The 19,526-nt window shown below is 40.9% G+C and carries 20 protein-coding genes; 3 read left to right on the top strand and 17 right to left on the bottom strand.

Going from position 1 to position 19,526, the window contains the following annotated elements:
* Nucleotides 1-63 precede the first annotated feature (63 nt).
* From rpe to FFR60_RS01090, 11 genes are all read right to left on the bottom strand, one after another.
* Nucleotides 64-708 carry a ribulose-phosphate 3-epimerase gene (gene rpe, locus FFR60_RS01140; protein ID WP_137662642.1) on the bottom strand — a complete coding sequence of 215 codons (645 nt, stop codon included), beginning with the start codon at nucleotides 706-708 and terminating at the stop codon, nucleotides 64-66.
* 15 nt (nucleotides 709-723) lie between these two features.
* Nucleotides 724-1,977, bottom strand: coding sequence for a PTS transporter subunit IIC (locus FFR60_RS01135; RefSeq protein WP_137662641.1), 1,254 nt, complete (start codon nucleotides 1,975-1,977; stop codon nucleotides 724-726).
* A 153-nt stretch (nucleotides 1,978-2,130) separates the two neighbouring features.
* Nucleotides 2,131-2,427 carry a PTS sugar transporter subunit IIB gene (locus FFR60_RS01130; RefSeq protein WP_137662640.1) on the bottom strand — a complete coding sequence of 99 codons (297 nt, stop codon included), beginning with the start codon at nucleotides 2,425-2,427 and terminating at the stop codon, nucleotides 2,131-2,133.
* 24 nt (nucleotides 2,428-2,451) lie between these two features.
* On the bottom strand, nucleotides 2,452-2,922 hold the full coding sequence (locus FFR60_RS01125) for a PTS sugar transporter subunit IIA (protein ID WP_137662639.1): 471 nt from the start codon (nucleotides 2,920-2,922) through the stop codon (nucleotides 2,452-2,454).
* Between the two features lie 165 nt (nucleotides 2,923-3,087).
* On the bottom strand, nucleotides 3,088-5,145 hold the full coding sequence (locus FFR60_RS01120) for a BglG family transcription antiterminator (RefSeq protein ID WP_137662638.1): 2,058 nt from the start codon (nucleotides 5,143-5,145) through the stop codon (nucleotides 3,088-3,090).
* A 268-nt stretch (nucleotides 5,146-5,413) separates the two neighbouring features.
* Nucleotides 5,414-6,286 (bottom strand): SDR family oxidoreductase, encoded by an 873-nt coding sequence (locus FFR60_RS01115; RefSeq protein WP_249354923.1) that lies wholly within the window; start codon nucleotides 6,284-6,286, stop codon nucleotides 5,414-5,416.
* A gap of 112 nt (nucleotides 6,287-6,398) precedes the next feature.
* Complete coding sequence (gene lacD, locus FFR60_RS01110) at nucleotides 6,399-7,385, bottom strand: tagatose-bisphosphate aldolase (protein WP_137662637.1); 987 nt, start codon at nucleotides 7,383-7,385, stop codon at nucleotides 6,399-6,401.
* A gap of 12 nt (nucleotides 7,386-7,397) precedes the next feature.
* Nucleotides 7,398-8,324 carry a tagatose-6-phosphate kinase gene (lacC, locus tag FFR60_RS01105; RefSeq protein WP_137662636.1) on the bottom strand — a complete coding sequence of 309 codons (927 nt, stop codon included), beginning with the start codon at nucleotides 8,322-8,324 and terminating at the stop codon, nucleotides 7,398-7,400.
* A 12-nt stretch (nucleotides 8,325-8,336) separates the two neighbouring features.
* The gene (gene lacB, locus FFR60_RS01100; protein ID WP_137662635.1) at nucleotides 8,337-8,852 is read right to left on the bottom strand and encodes a galactose-6-phosphate isomerase subunit LacB; all 516 of its coding nucleotides are present in this window, start codon (nucleotides 8,850-8,852) and stop codon (nucleotides 8,337-8,339) included.
* Nucleotides 8,853-8,878: 26 nt separating this feature from the next.
* Nucleotides 8,879-9,307: a galactose-6-phosphate isomerase subunit LacA gene (gene lacA / locus FFR60_RS01095; RefSeq protein ID WP_088934949.1), complete on the bottom strand. Its 429-nt coding sequence runs from the start codon at nucleotides 9,305-9,307 to the stop codon at nucleotides 8,879-8,881.
* Between the two features lie 32 nt (nucleotides 9,308-9,339).
* Nucleotides 9,340-10,116: a DeoR/GlpR family DNA-binding transcription regulator gene (locus FFR60_RS01090; RefSeq protein ID WP_088934948.1), complete on the bottom strand. Its 777-nt coding sequence runs from the start codon at nucleotides 10,114-10,116 to the stop codon at nucleotides 9,340-9,342.
* Nucleotides 10,117-10,271: 155 nt separating this feature from the next.
* On the opposite strand from FFR60_RS01090, the gene FFR60_RS01085 reads away from it, so the two are divergent.
* Genes FFR60_RS01085 through FFR60_RS01075 form a run of 3 tightly spaced genes read left to right on the top strand, consistent with a single transcriptional unit; the run spans nucleotide 10,272 to nucleotide 12,586 of the window.
* On the top strand, nucleotides 10,272-10,763 hold the full coding sequence (locus tag FFR60_RS01085) for a PTS sugar transporter subunit IIA (protein ID WP_137662634.1): 492 nt from the start codon (nucleotides 10,272-10,274) through the stop codon (nucleotides 10,761-10,763).
* A gap of 38 nt (nucleotides 10,764-10,801) precedes the next feature.
* Nucleotides 10,802-11,104, top strand: coding sequence for a PTS sugar transporter subunit IIB (locus FFR60_RS01080; protein ID WP_010743375.1), 303 nt, complete (start codon nucleotides 10,802-10,804; stop codon nucleotides 11,102-11,104).
* A 21-nt stretch (nucleotides 11,105-11,125) separates the two neighbouring features.
* On the top strand, nucleotides 11,126-12,586 hold the full coding sequence (locus FFR60_RS01075; protein ID WP_088934946.1) for a PTS galactitol transporter subunit IIC: 1,461 nt from the start codon (nucleotides 11,126-11,128) through the stop codon (nucleotides 12,584-12,586).
* Between the two features lie 40 nt (nucleotides 12,587-12,626).
* Here FFR60_RS01075 and FFR60_RS01070 read toward each other — a convergent pair whose 3' ends face one another.
* From FFR60_RS01070 to FFR60_RS01045, 6 genes are all read right to left on the bottom strand, one after another.
* The gene (locus tag FFR60_RS01070) at nucleotides 12,627-13,379 is read right to left on the bottom strand and encodes a DeoR/GlpR family DNA-binding transcription regulator (RefSeq protein ID WP_137662633.1); all 753 of its coding nucleotides are present in this window, start codon (nucleotides 13,377-13,379) and stop codon (nucleotides 12,627-12,629) included.
* A 55-nt stretch (nucleotides 13,380-13,434) separates the two neighbouring features.
* Nucleotides 13,435-15,117 carry a PTS lactose transporter subunit IIBC gene (locus FFR60_RS01065; protein ID WP_137662632.1) on the bottom strand — a complete coding sequence of 561 codons (1,683 nt, stop codon included), beginning with the start codon at nucleotides 15,115-15,117 and terminating at the stop codon, nucleotides 13,435-13,437.
* Between the two features lie 17 nt (nucleotides 15,118-15,134).
* Nucleotides 15,135-15,455, bottom strand: a complete 321-nt coding sequence (locus FFR60_RS01060) for a PTS sugar transporter subunit IIA (RefSeq protein WP_088934943.1) — start codon at nucleotides 15,453-15,455, stop codon at nucleotides 15,135-15,137.
* A gap of 87 nt (nucleotides 15,456-15,542) precedes the next feature.
* Entirely contained in the window at nucleotides 15,543-16,943 is a 1,401-nt protein-coding gene (lacG, locus tag FFR60_RS01055) for a 6-phospho-beta-galactosidase (RefSeq protein ID WP_137662631.1), read from the bottom strand.
* A gap of 17 nt (nucleotides 16,944-16,960) precedes the next feature.
* Nucleotides 16,961-17,797: a PRD domain-containing protein gene (locus FFR60_RS01050; RefSeq protein ID WP_137662630.1), complete on the bottom strand. Its 837-nt coding sequence runs from the start codon at nucleotides 17,795-17,797 to the stop codon at nucleotides 16,961-16,963.
* A 551-nt stretch (nucleotides 17,798-18,348) separates the two neighbouring features.
* A complete protein-coding gene (locus FFR60_RS01045; RefSeq protein WP_137662629.1) occupies nucleotides 18,349-19,425 on the bottom strand; it encodes a glycosyltransferase family 1 protein in 1,077 nt (358 codons plus the stop codon).
* Between the last annotated feature and the right edge of the window lie 101 nt (nucleotides 19,426-19,526).

Here is a 19,526-nt window from a genome sequence, read left to right as displayed (position 1 = left end):
TTCTAATACATACTAATTCCGATTCCCACTAATCATAAAAGTGGGAATCGTATCAAGAACTAACTATTTAACTGCGTCTTTTAGTGCTTTGTATTGTTCTTCTTTGTTTCCTGAAAATAATGCTCCACCTACAACGATCAGTTCAGCACCTGCTGCGTCACATTCCTTAGCAATTTCTCTATCCACGCCACCATCAACTTCGATTTGAATTTTACGATCACCAATCATTTTTTTCGTGTTGCGGATTTTCTCCAAGCTTTTACGAATGAAGGTCTGTCCAGGTTGCCCGGGATTGATGGTCATGATCAAAATGTAGTCAATCTCATCTAGCAGATATTCCAAAACTGCTTCAGGAGTACCCGGATTGATCACTACACCGGCTTTACGGCCAGCTTTACGAATCTTTTGAAGCATTGAATGGACGTGCGGTGTTGATTCATAATGAACAGAAATCATCTCTGCACCTGTTGCGATTACATCATCTAGATGATCCAGCGGATGGTCGACCATCATATGAACATCAAAAAGCATTTTTGAATGCTGTTTCATTTCAGCGATTTGATTTGGACCAAAAGCGATATTAGAGACAAAATTGCCATCCATCAAGTCTACGTGTAATAGCTTTGTTTGTTCTCTTTCCAAAAAATCAATTTCATCTTGTAAATGCATAATATCTGCACCAAAAATCGAGGGTAAAATTTGTGCCATATTGTCTTCTCCTTTTTAACCAAACACTGCACTCAACCAATACATTAGAATACTCCATGGACCAGTCAATACGAAGTCAGTTCCCTGACCTTTCAAACCAACACCGGCACCGTTTAACATCTCCGTAGCCCCCGGTGCGACATAACCGCCAAGATATAACACGATTACACAGAATAGAACTGTTGTAATGATAGAACGCAGTAAATTCCCTTTGCTAGCCATGACAGTCATCACTGACATATAAATAATCGACATCAAGATACCGATTGGGAACGTTCTAACCCCTGGTAAAGCAAGAGCACACAGCATTACTAATGGAATCGAAATCACGGTAACTGTCGTTGTCGTTGGATCACCTAATCCTAGAGCAACATCCATCCCAATGTTTAAGTCAGCATCTTCACCCATTTGTTTTTGCATAAAGTCTTTCGCTGCTTTTCCAATTGGAGACAGCCCATCCATCAATACACTTACAACGCGCGGCATTAATACCATAACACCAGCAACTCCCATCCCCATCGGAATGATCTCAGTAATTCCTTGACGAGTTAATACTCCTAAAAGAACCCCAACGATTGTCCCGATAATTACAGGTTCTCCCATTACACCAATTCGTTTGTTTACTCCTTCTAAACTAACATCCAGTTTGTTCAGCCCTGGAATAAAATCAATCACTTTATTCATTAGCCACGCTACTACAAAGGTCCATCCTGTATGAATAATCGTCGTACAAGTTGTTCCTTCTAGACCATAATATTCCTGCCACAACGGTGCTACCCAATCACCAACGAAAAGTGCCAAAACAGATAAAGCAACTGTCACCGCAAGTCCAATAAAGAAATTATCAAAAATGAAATAGGCCAGCGCACCCGGTACTAGAAAATGCATATAATTCCAAATGTCAACGTTCAAAGTTTTCGTTAGTTTCAAACGAACCAATAGTAAATTCAACACTAACCCGATTGGGATCGCTAGTCCGGCAAAGGGTGCCATCCACGAAGCCGCACCAACTGCTGGCCAACCAATATCAGTGATCGTAAAGCCTGAACCCATCTTTGAATAATAATCTACCGCTGGATCTAATGAGGTGTTCAAAAGGCCCACCACTAAGGTCAATCCAATAAATCCAACACCGACTGTTAACCCTGCTTTGACCGCATCGCCTAATTTCATCCTGAAAACCAATCCTAAAATAGTAATAATGATTGGTAAAATTGCTGAAGCACCCATTCCTGTGATTGTTTGTACAATCTCAATTAAATTATTCATATTATTCTCCTTACTCCCATCTCATCTATCTCTTTTCCAATAAATACCATTGAGGTACTTTTTTTCTCTTAATATGTTAAAATGAGTACATGTTTTATAGAGGTATACAGTTCCACTTCGTTTCTCAGGCAAAAGTGGGACAGTATACTTTTTTTATGCGTTTTGGATTTCTTCCAGCTTTTCTACTAAAGACTTCTTTAGCTTCGCTTCGTTGATTCCCGTTACAAAACCCATAATACTCATGACTGGTACATCTAAAGTTCCTTTGAAATTATTTGTGGTCAGGACGATATCGGCATTCTGGCTTTGTGTTGGTAATTCTGTCATGCTGCACTTACTTAGACTAAAGTGAATATTGTTTTCTTTACATAATGCTTTGACCTCATCTGCTGCAACTGTGGATGTTGCGACACCACTTCCGCAGGCAACTAAAATACTAACTTTTTTCATCTCTGTTTCCTCCTCTAGGTTATTTCATTTTTTTCCAGCCAATAAACCGCTGAGCTTTTCCATTACTTCCTCAGATGTCTTCGCCTCCTTCATTGATTGAACAAACTTCTCTTGTTGAATGTATCCAATAACTTGTTTCAAAATCTGCAAATGCTGCGTCCCATCGTTTAAACCTAATACAAAAAACAAATCGACATCGATTTCTTCATCAGCGTTTTCCATCTTTTTCATTTTGATTGGCCGAGTCAACGTCACGACTGAAATAAATGATTGTTCGATATATTCTGGATCTCCATGTGGAATGGCGACCGTATGCGTCTCTAAATCCAATCCGGTTGGATAATTTTCCTCGCGCTCCACAATAAAATCATAAAAACCTTCATTTACGTATCCTTTATCAAGAAAAAGCGTGGAAAGCTTTTTAAATAACTCGGCTCGATTAGAAACGGTCAGATTAAGAAAAATCAATTCTTCTTTCACATAATCTTTTAGCATGTATCCTACTCCTTTTTTGATATTCGAGTTAGTTGCTAACTCCTTAGTTCAATCATAAGTGCTTCAAAAAAATAATTCTATCTGCGTTTTGTCCAAATAATGTTCGTTTGAAGAGGTCGATTGTGATGAATAAAAAAAGTGGCGCTTTTTGCGTCACTTTTTTCATTATTGATACTCTTGATCTGAAGCAAATCCTTGAATCGCCTCTGTGATTTTTATTTCGTCCTCTAAAGCAATTAATTGTTCAATAAATTCAGCGTCCTTTGCCATTCGATTGATATGATACAAAATCGTCAAATGACTCGTCTTATCTGGTGTCGTCAAAAGAGCCACTACATGGATCTTCTGGTCTTGATATTCTAGACCTTGTTTTAAGACAATGAAACATACGCCCAATTTTTGTTCGATCAGCGTAGGATCTAAGTGTGGTAGAACAATTCGTTGTCGCAGCATGATATAAGCTGGCTGATCACGATATTCCTTTAGCAATGCATCGGTGTATTCTGAGGAAATTATATCTTGCTCAATCAGGCATTGGCTCGCTTTGCGTAATAGCGTTTCCCACGTAACCTCATCTTCAATAAACAGAATGTTTTCCTTTATAATAACTTGGGACAATTCGCTTTTTGAACCCATTCCTTCATCATTCGTTCTTTTTTGTTCACCTAGCAGGAGTGAATCCAACGCCTCTAAAACGTTGGTCTCTGTTTTCTTGCTCACAGTCACGTACTGTTTGACGACATTTAATATGTCGGTCGAACGAATCCCCGAAAAGTCCAAGTGATACAAATCCTTGATCACATCTTGCCGCAGTCTTAATTGTTCACCTTTACTGAGTATCTCACTGATTAAATAAACCTTCTTCTCTGATTCAACAGGTACGGTTGAAAAAACGATATCATGAGGTAAAACGAAGCTCTTATACTCTCGTACTGAATTTGTTGGATAAAAAAGAAACTCGGGAAAAATTTCCTTTAATTTTTTCTCGATCAATTTGGACATGGATATTCCATTAGGACATAAAATCACCGCTTTAATGATCTTCTCTTCCAAGTCATTGTGGTCATTACCAATCAAATGCCCACCGACAAACAGCGTGATATAGGCAATTTCTTCATCCGCAATTTCCGTTTCAAAGAATTCTTCTAGCGGACCGATTGATTGGCGAACAAAATCATGGAGAACTTTGTACTCCGAACGAATCTTGTCATACAAAACATTTTCCGTCGAGAGATCATATTTAATTCGGTAATAAGCAGGTTTAAAATGATTCAAGAGTTTTTTCAGCAGGTCCTTTTTGTCAGACAGCACCAAGAAAGTATTGGTTTCAAACTCTATTAAAAATTCCCATAGAGAATTTGCTAATAGAGGCAGTTCTTTTTCTGAAACCATCCCTTTGTTGCGAATATTTGAACTTAATAACTGTAAAGCGATAAAAAGCTTTTCAGCATCCGGTAATTTTGGAAAGTCAGTTGTGATGTAAGAAATCGACTGATATTCTTTGGTACGCTCGATTTCTTCGCGGTCACCGATTCGGGAGCCATCGATCAATTGCTCTCGTTCAATGCGGATAAACAACGAGGCAATGAAGTAAATCAGCGGATAAAAATCTTCATCCGTGTATTTGACACCGATGTATTTCTCGATTTTCAATACATCGTTTTTAACCTGTTCTAGATTTTTTTTTGATCCTTCCAGCAACTCCTCCGTCACTTTTTCGCCATAATATTTATAGATTTTAGTAATAGCGTGGAAAAGGACAATTCGCTTATCCCACTCGTTTCCTGAAATTACATATCCTTTTTTCCGAGAAAATTCAATCTTTAGCTGATACTTTGTCAAATGTTCTTTTGCTTTTTTAATATCTGACAATGCTGTATTTTTACTAATTTGTAATTCAATGCAAAAATGATCTAATGACAATTCCTCAGTTCGTGCAAGAATCATAATAATAAGTAAATATATACGATCTTCTTTGGAAAAAATTATATCCTGAATTGATTGCTGGATAGTTAAATATTCTGCAGCCTCATTTTTCGCATAATAACAACCTTGACGTTTTTCAATGATAGGCAGATGATTTTCTGACAATTTTTCATTTATCGAATCGATACTATACGATAATTGTCTTGCTGACAGATCAAACAACTGAGAAAGCTCGGACTCTTTGATACTTCTCTGCTTAATTAGCTGTTGCAGAATGTCTAGATTGCGATCACTCACCGACATCAACTCCTCTCATAAAAATAATAAGCGCTCCTACAGAAGAAAGCGAATTTTTTTCACACAAAATTTGTAAAAAGAAATTTACGGATTGGGATGGAGTCGTTTGCTAAGCGTATTTAAGAGCAGTGGAAAATGATCTGCGTTTGATTTTAAAAAAGCAATTCACAAAGATAACAACAAGAATTCCTGTTTGTTTTGAGGCGAATGCTCAAAACAAACTTACAACAACTTTAAAGGCTGAGACAAAATCGTCTCAGCCTATTTTTTATTTCTTATTCAATTTCATTTTGACATACTCTTCAAAACTAGTCGGTTCACGTCCAAGCAGCCACGTCAACACATTGGTATTGCCGTCTAATCCCCAAGATGTGTACGCATAGGCTAAATGTCTAAAGCCTGCTCGCACATAGAGGTCCGTCGCATCGATTTCATTTAAGAACTCATCGATAAAAAGGAACACAGCCTTCGCCTTCTTCCCTGTTATCTGGTTAAACATATCGACCAGCTCGTTTGGCGTATAGGCCTCCGTGCCGACCAATTCGTAGGTCGCCTTGTTGTGTTTTTCAGGGTCATTCAAGATTTTTATGACTACTTCGGCAACATCCTCCGTTGCGACATAGCCGACTGGGCTGTCGAGATCGTAAAAGATTCGATATTCGTTGGTTTTCGCGACTAGCAGCGGATCGAAGTTATGCATGTAATGCATTGGTTGTAAAATCGTGTACGAAAATTCAATTTCCATGCCTTTATAGATCAACTGCTCTTCCACATCGCGTTTGGCAATATGCTGCATCAGGCTGGTTAAGTTTGGGTGGATAACAGAAACAAAAATGAAGTGCTCAATGTCATAATCGATTGCCTTATCGATTATTTTTTGACCGATCAAGGTTTCTTCGGGTGAGAACAAAGGCGGAATGTAGACGACCATCGTTGCATCTTCCATCACTTCATCAAGGAAGTAAAAGTCGGTCAAATCTCCTACCATAGCCTTTTTGATCCCCGGCAGTTTTTTCACCCTAGGATCGATATCCGTCGCCAATACGTCAAAACCTGCTTCTACCAACTTTTGCACCATGATCCGTCCTGTGTTGCCCGCCGCCGATGTTACTAAAATCATTTCGTTCATCTCGCTTTCCATTTTATTTTGTATCCCCTTACTTATTATTTTAGCACTGCTGGCTTTTTCGAGGAAATAATTATATAAAAAGACCATGAACATTTTTCGTCCATGGTCCCATATTCCCCTCTTCTTATGACAATGTTGCAGCTAACACGTCCACTGGGGTAGCTGTTTCTTTCAATACGGCATTTAGCTCTTCGATATTTTTGCGTCCTTGGGTATTCATCCACTCCACCGCTGCTTCTTTGCCATCCACGATGTAGCTTTCTACTCCGTCAGCCCAAGTTGCCCGGCCGCAAAGTACGCCGTTGAAGGTTGAGCCGGCATTTTTCGCGAAACGCAGTGTTTCTTGGAACAGCTCTGCCTTTACACCAGCGCTCAAGAAAATAAATGGCAGGTTCGTGGCTTCCGACTGCTCTTTGAAGAAGTTCGCAGCTTCGGCTTTGGTATGAATGACTTCCCCTGTCGCATAGCCTTCCACATAGTTCATATTGACAGGAACTTCTACCTTCAGCACATCGACACCATAACGCGGATCAGAAAATTCCTTCATCATTTCGATCACCTTATGTGGTTTTTTGATCGCGTATTCTCTTGAGGTCGCATCTGAGATATTCGCGTCATAGGAAACCAGTTCTAGGAAGAAAGGCAGATTTTCCGCCTGACATTCCGAACCGATTCGTTCGATAAAGGCATGCTTTTGGTCGTTGATCTCGTCAGATTCATCCACGTCGTAGTAAAGCAGGAATTTGCAGGCATCCGCGCCAGCTTCTTTCAAGCGTTTGACCGACCAAATCGATAATAGATCGGGCAAACGGCCAGGAGTTGAAGCATCATAGCCGGTTTTTTCATACGCCAGCAAGAGCCCAGCCGTTTCAGCTCTGACACCAGCCGCTGGCAGACCATACTCTGGGTCTAATAGAATCGATGAGGCATATTTCGTTAATTGAGAGGAAACGATTTCTTTAAATTCAATGATCTCTGCTTCTTCGGCGTCGCTGCCTTTGAATTTCGTGATCATCTTCTTCAAGGCTCCACGCTGATCGATAGCTAAAGCTCCGATCACACCATCTTCATTGCACAATTGTTTGATAAATTGACGTTTTTCTTCGTTCATTTCCATATCCTCCTATACTTCCTCTACTTGAATTTGGTCGAATAATGTTTGATAATTGGCTAATTCAACATGCCCTGTGGTGGCTTCCTGTGCGTTTAACATGCCTAGCACATTGCCTTGCTTCAAGATTGCTTCATCGGACCAGCCCTTTTCGATCGCGGCAGTCAAGCCAGCTACCGTCGCATCGCCGGAGCCAACCGGATTTACCACCGCGATTTTAGGAATAGTAACGCGATAAAATTTATCATGGTGCTTCGCAAATGCACCCTCACCGCCCATTGAAACAACGATCCATTCAATATCTGCGAACAGCGGATCAAGTAAGGCCGCCTTTAATTCAGCTGCATCACTAGAAACCCTTCGTCCTAATAAACCAGCCAATTCCTCGGTGTTTGGTTTAATCAAGCGCGGTTTCACCGCACCTTTGAGCACTTCCTTCAACGCCTCGCCGGAGCAATCCAATACAACTGGTTTTCCGCCGCAGACTTGCAGCATCTGACTGTAAAAATCTGTCGGCAAGCCTTCTGGTAAGCTGCCTGAAAAAGAAAGAATATCGGCTTTTTCCGCTAATTGTGCGAAATGCTCTAAGAACGCCGCCGCTTCTGTTTCAGAGATGACCGGACCGCTTTCTAGGATTTCGGTTTGTTGTCCTTCGTGGAGCACCGCGATACAATTGCGCGTTTCACCGCTGATGGGCAAAAAGTCGTGTGGGATCTTATTATGATCCAAGTCCTTTTTGATCTCTTCTCCTAAAAATCCGCCGATCATACCGCTGGCTGTCACTTCCGCCTCTAATTGTTTTAAGATGCGGGTAACATTCAAGCCCTTGCCGCCAGCCGTTTTGCGAACATTTTTTACCCGATTGACAGTATCAAGCTTGAACGCCTCTAACGGATAGGAAATGTCGATCGAAGGATTCATCGTAATTGTTAGAATCATTCGTCTGCCCTCTTAATCGTGGTATTCGCCGCGATCCCATTTTTCGATAAATTCATCGAAGAAATGCGGATCACTTTGATCAGCGCTGGCTTTTTCTACATGATCGATCTTGGCGATCAATTTCTTGTTCTCTTCGGTTTCTTGATATTCCGCATTAATGAAAGCTTCCAAAATGTCGCAGATCAGGAACTCTCCTGTGATCCGGGCGCCAAAGCCGATCACATTGGCATTTAATTGCTCTTTGGCATACATAGCAGTGGTCATATCACGCACCAAGGCACTGCGAATACCAGGAACTTTGTTGACGGCATTGTTGATACCAACGCCGGTGCCGCATAAGCAGACACCTAGATCCGCTTCGCCATTCGTTACGGCTTCCCCAACTTTTTTCCCATAAATCGGATAATGCGTCCGGGTAAAGTCATAGGTCCCCATGTCCAACACTTCATGTCCTTTTGCTTTTAAGAAATCTGATACTGCCATTTTGGTATCTGTGACGATGTGGTCACAGCCGATTGCGATTTTCATTCTATTCATCCTTTCAACGTTGATTCCTACGCCATTTTATTTAACATATCGACCCGAATTTGATGACGGCCGCCGTCATAATTTGCTTGTAAAAATTCTCTGACAATATTCAAAGCCAGTTCATCGCCAACGATTTTTGCGCCTAGGGTAATCATGCGGGAATTATTGTGTTCCCTTGTCATGTAGGCACTACGTTCGTCAGAAACTTCTGCTGCCACCATGCCTTTGACTTTGACTGCTGTGATAAAGCTGCCGGCCCCATACCCATCGATGGCTACGCCTAAGCTGCCTTCGTTTTCATTCAAATCATTGGCGATTGCCAACGTCGATTCCACGAAATCCTCCGAAGCAGTCTCACTTTTGTCTACTACTGTAAATCCATTTGCGATCAAGTCTGCCTTGATCACTTCCTTTAATCTCATGCCGTCATTGTCTGAACCAATTACTACACGCATTGCTATTTCCTCCTCTTAATAAAGTCCCTTTTTTACTGAATGATCTTGGTGTATTGCTGATAATAACTCTTCAGTTCGGCTGAAAGAGTAGAATCCGTAAATAGTGCATCAATCTTGCGCAGATCATAAAACGTATAAAAATCACTATGATCGAATTTGTTGGCGTCGGAAACCAAACATTTCTCAGCAGCGTTATCGAGTACGATCTTCTGTAGTGTTCCCTCTTCAATACTAAAATTGGAAACCTCCGGCCCTTTTAAGCCATTAACGCCGACAAAGGCCTTCTTGATCCCGATCTTCTGGACCGCTTCATTGGCGATGGAACCGACAAAAGCACCCGTTTTTTCACGATAGAGCCCGCCGATCAAGTAAAGTTCGAATCTGTTTGTTTCACTTAATAGGTTAAACACCGGAAGACTGTTGGTCACGATCCGTAATGAGGGAGACTCGATATAACGCGTCATCAGCTCGATCGTTGTTCCTGATCCTAGAAAGATCGTGTCATCTTCTGGATTGATATAGGCTGCCGCATTCTTAGCGATGTATTCTTTTTCCTTCGTGTGCAGCTTCTTCTTTTCGTTATGGGAAAGTTCGTTTGCTTCTATAGAAGAGGTGAAAACTTCCTGATTGTTTATTTTCTGTGCGCCACCGTGAACCCGTAAGAGCTTTTTGTTTTGTGCTAGCTCCTCTAAATCTCGTCGAATGGTCATGTCAGAAACATCTAAAACCTCTTGGATAAACTTTACGGTGATCGTCCCATAGCGATCGCACATAGCCAAGATTGATTGTTGCCGCTCTGTTTTCAGCATATGTTGTCCCTCCACACCCCTATAATAGAACATTATCGAACATTAATCAACACTTTATGTTTATTTATTTTTGCTTTCTGTTGACAAAGGGAATGTAAGCGATTATACTCAACATGTAAACAAACACAAACGAACTAAGAAAGGAGCTGTTCTGTTTGAAAAAGCTTTTTTTCAAGGACACGACCTACGTTTCTAGTCAGGACACACAAGCAGAAGTTTTTGAGGAAGTTTATTTGGATCTATTAAACAAACAATTAGTTACTGAGGATTTTTTGGAGAGTCTTTTAGAACGTGAGCGTAATTATCCAACGGGTTTGGATCTATCGCCTGTTTCTGAAGTATTGCCGGACATCGCTATTCCCCACACGGAGAGCGACTTTGTACGAACGACTCGGATCGTTCCCATCAAATTAAAAAAGGCGATCACCTTCAATAATATGATCTCGCCTAGTGATCAAATTTCGGTTCACTTCCTATTTATGATCTTAAACGAAAATGGTGAAGCACAAGCCGGCATGCTGGCCGACATCATGGATTTCATCAATTCCGTTGATAAGGAAGAATTGTGTTCGTTTTTCAAACTGGAAGACCCAGAAGCGATTTATCAGTTTTTAGAGAAACACTTTACTATGGAAGTTTCTGCATAATCTGCAGGATAAAATAATTTTATGAGGAGAGAATAATCATGATCAAAATTTTAGCAGCGTGTGGCGCAGGCGTTAACTCAAGCCACCAAATCAAAAGTGCCTTAGAAACAGAGTTGAACAATCGCGGATATCAAGTAACTTGTGATGCCGTAATGATCAAGGATATCAATGAAGAAATGCTTTCACATTACGATATTTTCGCTCAAATCGCCAATACTGACTTAGGCTTTAACGTAAATATTCCGGTCGTTGATGCAGGTGCTATTCTTTACCGCATCCCAGCTATGGCAGAACCTGTTTACCAAAGCATGGAGAGCGCTATCCAATCACTAAATAAATAGTTACCAAGAAAGGACAAGCTAATGAGTACAATTATTGATATTGCCAATACTGTCTTTACCCCCCTAATCAATTTAGGGGCGGCGCCATTAATGACCATCGTGCTAACTGTTATTGCCCTATTTTTTAAAGTGAAACCATCACGTGCCCTTGAAGGCGGGATCAAACTAGGGATCGCGTTGACAGGGATCGGAGCTATTATTGGAATTTTAACTACCGCATTTTCAGACGCTATGACCGCCTTTGTTGAACGTACTGGAATTTCGTTGAATATCACAGATGTCGGCTGGGCACCATTGGCAACCATTACTTGGGGTTCTCCATATACCCTTTATTTCTTATTAGTTATGGTAATCGTCAATATCGTTATGCTGGCAATGAAAAAGACCAATACCTTAGACGTTGATATCTTTGATATTTGGCACTTAGCTATCGTAGGACTATTCGCAATTTTCAGCGGTGCCAACCTATTTATCGCAACAGCACTAGTAATTTTCATCGGTGTTCTAAAAATTTGGAACTCTGATTTAATGAAACCAACTTTTAATGATTTATTGAACGCACCCGACAGCAACCCAATGACGACGACTCACATGAACTACATGATGAATCCAATCATTATGGTTTTTGACAAAATTTTTGACAAAGTTTTCCCTTGGTTGGATAAATACGACTTCGATGCTGCTAAATTAAACAGCAAAATCGGTTTCTGGGGATCAAAATTTGCCATCGGGATCTATTTAGGAATCTTTGTCGGCTTATTAGCCGGACAAACACCCACCCAAATTTTCTCACTAGCCTTTACCGCAGCAGTCTGTTTGGAATTGTTCTCTTTGATCGGAGCATGGTTTATCGCAGCCGTAGAACCTTTATCTCAAGGAATCACCGACTTTGCTAACAAACGTTTGAAAGGTCGTACGATCAACATCGGTTTGGACTGGCCTTTCCTAGCAGGCCGCGCAGAAATCTGGGCAGCTGCTAACGTGTTAGCACCAATCATGTTATTAGAAGCAATCATTTTACCAGGCAACAAACTATTGCCATTAGGCGGGATCATCGCCATGGGTGTAACGCCAGCATTGCTTGTTGTTACTCGCGGAAAACTGATCCGGATGATCGTTATCGGTGCTATTGAATTACCACTATTCTTGTGGTCAGGTACCTTGATCGCACCGTTCGTTACACAAACAGCTAAAGCAGTCGGTGCCTTCCCAGCAGGCTTGAGCGGATCAGCCATGATCTCTCATACCACCATGGAAGGTCCAATCGAAAAATTCCTAGGCTACTTAGTCGGCAACGCCTCTCAAGGTCAAATCGAATTTGTGATTTACGCTGCCCTAGCTCTCGCTGCTTACCTATTGATCTTCATCTGGTATGCACGTCAAATGAAGAAACGCAACGCCGCTTATGCAGCAGAAAAAGAAGAAAAAGCCGCTCCTTCAACAGCAAAAGGCAACGTTGCCTATGCTGCGGAAGCAAAATAGCATAAAAAATCCCGGAGATCTGAGATCTCTGGGATTTTTTTTACACGATATGCTTCTCTTTTTTTTCGATCTTTTCATATTGCTTTTGCTCATGCTCGTCGGTAATGACCGTCGTCACATCCTGTAGCTTGTAGTAAACAGAAAAATCTCTTTTTCCGATTTTAGAATGATCCATCAGCAGAAAGCGTTCAATTGAATTGTTTAGTGCGATTTGTTGAGTTTGTCCTTCTTCAAAGGTTGCGGTCATAATTTTTTCTCCGTTTAGGGCATTACAGCTGAAAAAGGCCTTATGAAAATTCATGTTCATCAGAGATTTATTAGTGATCTCGCCAACGAAAGATTGCGTCGTTTCCCGCAGTTCACCCCCCAGCAGATAGATCTTCCAGTTCTTTTTACACTTATTCAACTGTTCGAAAATCGGTCGACAATTTGTCACGATTCGTAAAAAATCCGCTTGGATATATTGGACAAATAGTTCGATCGTCGTGCCTGGACCAAGAAAAATCGTATCACCCTCGTTAATAAACTCTGCGGCTCGCTTAACGATCCTTTCCTTTGCCTCATGATGAATGATTTTCTTTTCAATATGGGAAAGCTCATCTTGACAGTAAGGGGCACGCAGTTTCGCGCCCCCGTGAAAACGTTCCACAAGTCCTTGTTTTTCTAAATCTGCTAAATCACGTCTGACTGTCATATCAGAAACGGCCAAATGCTCCATGACCTCGTTGCTTTGAACTCGTCCGTTAAGCTCAAGCAACAACATGATTGTCTGCAATCGATCGGTTTTTAACATGTTCTGCCCTCGCCTTTCAAACAAATATTAGCGTGCCCTTTCTTCAAAACTACGGTTAAATCTCCGCCAAAACAAAATCAACGGCACCTTTGGGATCTCGTGTTAATTTGATATATTCTGCCCCTTTTGTTGCGACTACTTTTACTCCCACCTTATCCGCATCTTTTTGGATATCAGACAAATATGAATTAACTTGCGGAGCCAATACAATCAGATCAAAGTTTTTCATAATATCATAATGTGAGCCATATGCCCCTGCTTGAGCCTGAATATTGATACCAGTTTCTTTGGCACCCTCTTCTAACGCATTGGCTAACATCGCACTGGTACCTGCTCCAGCACATAGTACCAGAACACGTTTGCCATCGCTCAGTTTTTCTTTCACCACATCAGATAGTACCTCCGCAACAGAGTTGTCACCGTCATTGATAACTTCAACTAGTTCCTCTTTGGCTTCTTCTAACTGTGCATTTTTGCTTTCTTCTTCGACCAACACTGCATCATAGGCCTTGATGAACGGTAAGTAAATAACCGCATCCACTACGATTAGTAACAGAGCTAAGATAACCGCTATCACACTGACACCTGTTCCTAGAACCAACCCAATTGGTGCCGGAGTTGCCCACGGCAAAACATATATAAAGCTATTCATATTCAAGACATCAACAAAGAATTTGAAAATCCAAACGTTAACAATTGGCGCTACTAAAAACGGAATGAAGAAATAGGGATTCAAGATCATTGGTGCTGCAAACAGCAATGGTTCATTTACCGCAAAGAGAACCGGAACACACGAAGCTTTTCCGACGGCCTTCAGCTGTTTAGAACGAGCAAATAATAAGAATAAAAATGGTACTACTAAGGTAGCTCCCGTTCCGCCCATCGTTCCAACAAAATTCCCCATTCCTACAGTTAAAACTTTCGACGCCTGCTCACCATTTTGGAAAAGCATTAAATTGGTCTCAACATTCGCATAGATGATCGCTGCAATTGCCGGTTCCACGATGGATGGACCATGGACACCAACGAACCAGAATAATGCCATTGCCCCCCAAATAATCGCGATCCCGAGATAACCATCTGCAGCAGTGAAAAGCGGCTGCAAAGCAGTGATAGCTGTGTTGGCGAATGAACCATGAAACACATTGCGAAATAATACATCAATCAAAACTGCACCAAACACTGCAAGTGAAAATGGAATAACATCACGGAACATTTGCGAGATCGTCCCGGGCACCTCTTTTGGCATCCGGATCGTTATATCGCGCTTCACACAGAATTTGTAGACATTGACTGTCAGAAAAGCAGCGACAAAAGAAGCCAGCAAGCCTTTCGTTCCCATAAAATCACTCGCAAATCCACCCTCGATCTGCTCCACACTTAACATAAAGAAGCCGGCAATCGATGCTAACATGACTGATACTTCATTAATGTTCTTACCATCTTCCAGCCGGCGGTTCATTGATCCTGCCAAACAGCGAGCTGTTGTTGCAGCAACCAGCACCCCCACAATCCCCATCGAATAGCCATAGACCTTCCACAGCCAACTAGAAAATGCTTCTGGCAATGTGATTCCAAAAACCTCTGGAATCGCAGCGATCATGATAAAAATACTAGAAAATAAAATGGCCGGCATTGCTGTTAAAAAGCCATCTCGAATTGCACCTAAATAAATATTCCGGGAAATTTTTTCAAAAAACGGTTTTCCCTTTTCAATTTGTTTAATAATTGCATTCACGGTAAACCCTCTCCTTTTTACTTCTGAAATTTTTCACGATAAAGTTCGATAAAATCCTGTACTAAATCTCTTAATAGTAACGTAGTCATTAAATGATCTTGCCCGTGGATAAAAATGAAGCCAATATCCAAATTACTGCCGGCAGCTTCATCAGCTAACGTTTGTGTCTGCGAATTATGGGCCAGCTTTAGATTTTCATCAGCATCTTTCAAGGCTTCTTCGACATGCTCAAAATTTCCTTGGCGAACTTCGCTTAACAGGTTCATTAAGGTACTTCTCGCATCACCAGAATATGCCACGATCTCAAATCCAAGCATCTGTAATTCTTCTTTATTCATAATAGTTTCCTCCTACATCAATGTAACCCTTTTCATTCCGTCGATTAGAAAGGATGAAAACAACTGGTGCTTTCATCCACCCTTCGATTAGATAATCGTCTTTGTTTCACTTAGTAGTTTGTACCAATAGGCCGATTCCTTCGGATAACGCTTTTGCGTTTCAAAATCAACATAGAATAGTCCGTAGCGTTTATTGTAGCCATTTGTCCAAGAGAACATATCCATTAACGACCATAAGAAGTAGCCCCCTACATTTACGCCATCCTCGATCGCATCACTCAATGCTCCCAAATACTGACGAAGATAATCGATTCGGGGAGTATCCATAATGACGCCGTCTTCAAAATGATCCTTATACCCCATACCATTTTCCGTGATATAAATTTTATTGTAGTGAGGATAATCTTTTTTAATGCGCATCAATAGATCATACAGCCCTTGCGGATAAATCAACCAATCCCAATCGGTTCTTGGGATATCATCACGGTAAACACGTTCTGCGATGCCATTTACACGATACACCGAAGTTCCTTTATCACCTGTTCCATTATGATAAATTTCATTTGGTCCTTGGTATGCTTTACAGAAATGACTGTGATAGTGATTAATTCCCAGAAAGTCATTCCGGTGTGAGGCTTTTTCCATCTCGACATAATCCTCTTCCAAAAAGTCATACGTCGCATTTTGCGCTGCGCAAATTTCATCTAAGGCTCCTAACAATTCATCCGTATAACGTCCAAGATAAGTCGCCTCCAATAAAAAGCGGATTGATAATGCGTCTTCTAAAAATGCCGCATGCTTGTCTTCATCAGAATCTGAGTTTGCGTATTTCGTTTCCAAGGAGTGAACCACACCAATCTCTCCGGGATAGCCATTGTCTTTGAAGATATTGACTGTTTTGGCGTGTGCCACCATCATGTTGTGCAGACACATAATTATTTTTGTAAAATCAAATTTGATTCCTGGTGGAAAGACACCTAATAAATACTGATTCGTAGCAACTGGGTAAATCTCATTAAAGGTGCTCCAGTACTGCACTTCGGTAAATTCCTCAAAGCAGAACTTAGCATAATTGACAAAAGCATCAATATTGTCCCGATTTAGAAAATCATTTTGATCAAATAATGCTTTTGGCGTATCGAAATGATGCAGCGTTACAAAAGGAATCACATGATGCTCTTTGCATTTTTTGAAAATATCGTGATAGTAATCGATCCCTTCTTGATTCGGTTCGCCGATCCCTGCTGGAAAGATCCGGCTCCAAGCAATCGATAAGCGCAAGCCATTGACTCCGAATTTTTCACACAATTCAATATCTACCGGATATTGATGGTAGAAATCACTGGCTGGATCAGGACTGAAGCGTCCTTGCTTTTCTAAAAACTCGTCCCACGCTACTGCACCTTTTCCACCTTCTTTAGTGGCTCCTTCACATTGATAAGCTGCTGTCGCTCCGCCAAAAATAAAGTGTTCTGGTAATTTTTTCATTTTTCTCTTTCCTCCATTTATAGTAATCGTTGAATGTGGATCGTAAAGTAAACCTTTTCACTGGCGTTTAGCTTCAAACCAGTGTTTTCATTGATGATTCTGTACATTTCCTCTGCTACACTGTAGGCCTTCGGATAATCCTTTTTCAGATCTTCCTCCATCTTCAAAGCAAATTCGTCTACTTTTTCTTCTTCCGTCCGCTCCAGCATATAGCGTAAGTGGATCATCAAGCGATCGTAAAAATTCTGTGTTTTTTCTGTTCGAACAATGTTTCTTTTTCGTAATGCTTCTTCAAGTATTTGCATAACCCGCTGCTGCTCGTCATAGGTATCTGCTGGTATTGCTGTCGGCTCTGGCGTTTTGCCTTGTGCGTTAATGAAATGAATACTGATGTTCTTCAGTTCATCTTCAGGAAAAGCAATGTCTAAGCGTTCCTTGATTATTCGAAGGCCGTCTTTTGCAATTTGATACTCTTTCGGATATTGCTTACTAATATCTGGCAACAGACTATTCTGATATTCTCCTTTTATCAGCCTCTTGTAGTTCCAATAGATGTGATCTGTTAATGTAACGTAAATATATTCTTGAACAGAATAATGATACCTAGTAACAGCGTTTTCAATAATTTCATATGCAGTCGTGATAAAATCCAATGGAACGTCCTTTAATAAAAAAGAGAAATTTTGTTTTGATTCTTCACTTTTCAAGACAAATAGATTTTGAATCGAATCCTCTGATAGCAGATCCCCCTTCTTCTTTTGAAAAACTAGTCCCTTTCCCATCGCTATTGCCTGTTCATGATTCTTTTTTACAATAGCGATATTGTTGTTCAATACCTGAACTACTCGATACAATTATTTCACCCCATTTCTACAAAAAAAACCGCAAACAACCGATTGATCCACCAATCAGTTACTTGCGGTTTTTGCCTAATTCAATAGTAACAATCCACTAATATTTCGATTTCAGTAATAGAATAGCACCTTAAAAACGATTTGTAAACACTTTCAGACAAAAAATGTTTGCTTTTTTTTAGATAAAAGAAATACCTCCATCTTCCCTGCAGCTATTTGTTCCTTTCGAATTGTACACTGGAGACTGTCTAAACCAATCCTTTTTAGTCTTAAAAAAGAAGCCTGCTATTCAGCTATAAGTATGTAAAATGTACTTTGAGCAAGATAAGTTTCATTCCTTATTGCTATCAGAAATTTCCATCGAATGTAAGCTCTCTGTTAACAAGTGCACACCAAATAAACGTATGGAATAATACTATTTTACAAAATCCATTTCTTTCCATTACAAAAGAACAAAAAATAAACACAAACAAACATGTCTTGTTGAGATGAAAACGGAACGATCTCAGTTAAATTGAAAATCACCAAAGAACATCCACAATCAACGCAACCTATTTTCTTCTATTGCGTTTTCGATCTTTCTTTTTTCCAACCCCGCCCTTGCCTTTTTCTCTTTTCATCATCAGTTCGTCGTTTGCCTCGCGCTTTTTCTGTTTCTCACTTTTCGGCTTTTGATAGTTGGAATAGGAGTTTTTCTTGTGTACAGGAATATCTGCGGGCTTCTTAGTTTCGGCTTTCGGTGCTTCTTTGACTGCCGAAGTTGATCCAGCGTTGTTTGGTTCAGCCTTTTGTGCGACGGTGGCAGGACTTTCGGTCTTTGCTCCATCTCCAAGCTCCGTCATCCGAGCGTCTGTCAAAACCATTCCTTCTGGCAAAAGCATTTTCACTAATGCGAGTTTTTCTGCATCACTCAAGTTGCTGAAGTCGAAAGCTGCTGGCTGCTGTGCTGGAGTTTGACTTGGAGCCTCTGCCACCACATCAACCGAATTTTGATCAGACGTCTCCAAGACCACACCATGTCTGACTTTCGGATAGCGAGTGCAGTTGAAGATATCGGAATTTTCCAGCTTGACAAAGCGGCGAATGCCATCCTTTTCAAAGATCGTCAAAGAAGACAGCAGCTCTAGCGCCGCATCAATTTTCATTCCAGATGATTCCGAATCGGCATCCCGCAAGCTCCATGTATGGATTTTACCCACCGCGTCCTCAAAGGTCGAGACGACTTTATATTGTCCATCCATTTTTTCGGGTGGTGTTGTAGCACTAAATAAATACTTTTTATTGTCGCTCACGCGATTGTTGTAGCGATGATATTCATTCTTATTTTTATAAAGTCGGCGAGTAACCGCTTCCCATTCTTTGCCGGATGTAAAGGACGCCCGAAACAACGGAGCAAGCTTCCGCAGCACATCTGACGGCTCCGCAAATAAAAGGATCTCCCGAACCAAGTCCCCACAAAAATCCGAGAAATCACTGATGCACAAACATTGCCGAATCAGCACCGCCACCAAATATTGAAGCGTCGAATCCGCATCGGAAGAATCTTCGTAAAATTTCGCCAGGCGCTTCTCCAGATTCGCCCGCCCCATAGTGAAAAGTGTGATCTGTGACAATGGTTTTGTTTGCATAAGTGCTCTCTCCTTCTAATTTGATAATAACCTTTGAATTATAATGATTCCTTCTTTATTCCTCATTATTATGATACACCATAAGAAGATAAAAAAAACAT

The sequence above is a fragment of the Enterococcus hulanensis genome (assembly GCF_005405485.1).
Lineage (GTDB): Bacteria > Bacillota > Bacilli > Lactobacillales > Enterococcaceae > Enterococcus_A > Enterococcus_A hulanensis.
Note: the sequence above shows the minus strand (reverse complement) of the source record. Positions and strands in the feature narration are given on the sequence as shown.